Origin of the sequence: Rhizobium phaseoli (genome assembly GCF_010668805.1) — a bacterium.
GTDB classification, from domain to species: Bacteria; Pseudomonadota; Alphaproteobacteria; order Rhizobiales; family Rhizobiaceae; genus Rhizobium; species Rhizobium phaseoli_A.
The window spans coordinates 1-410 of record NZ_WUFT01000111.1 but is presented as its reverse complement, the minus strand read 5'-3'; the positions used below and the strand labels follow the sequence as shown (position 1 = coordinate 410).

1 protein-coding gene is annotated in these 410 nt (G+C 62.0%); it reads left to right on the top strand.

Translation table 11 applies throughout. The features are described from left to right. Positions 1-18 precede the first annotated feature (18 nt). On the top strand, positions 19-410 hold a 392-nt coding region (locus GR197_RS31625; RefSeq protein ID WP_348643319.1), incomplete at its 3' end, for a TauD/TfdA dioxygenase family protein.

Sequence of the window (410 nt, the reverse complement as noted above, 5' to 3'; positions counted from 1 at the left end):
CTACAAAGAACATTCAGCGTGACATCCACTGTTTCGTCCTCTCAACACGCCGCGCCGCGCGTGCACCCGGCTGGCGTGCGCCGGCCGCTCGAAATCGTTCCGTTCGATGCGCCCGTGGGCGCCGAAGTGCTCGGCCTCGATCTGAACCAGCCGCTTTCCGCCGAAGATTTCGCGCGCATTCACCGCGCGGATCTCGACTATCACGTGCTGGTGTTTCGCGATCAGCAGATCACGCCCGCACAGCACATCGACTTCAGCCGCCGTTTTGGGCCGCTGCAGATTCACGTGCTGCACCAGTTTCAGTTGCCCGGTCACCCTGAAGTGCTGATCGTGTCGAACATCCGCGAGAACGGCCAGCCTATCGGACTTGGCGACGCCGGCCACTTCTGGCATTCGGACCTGTCGTACAA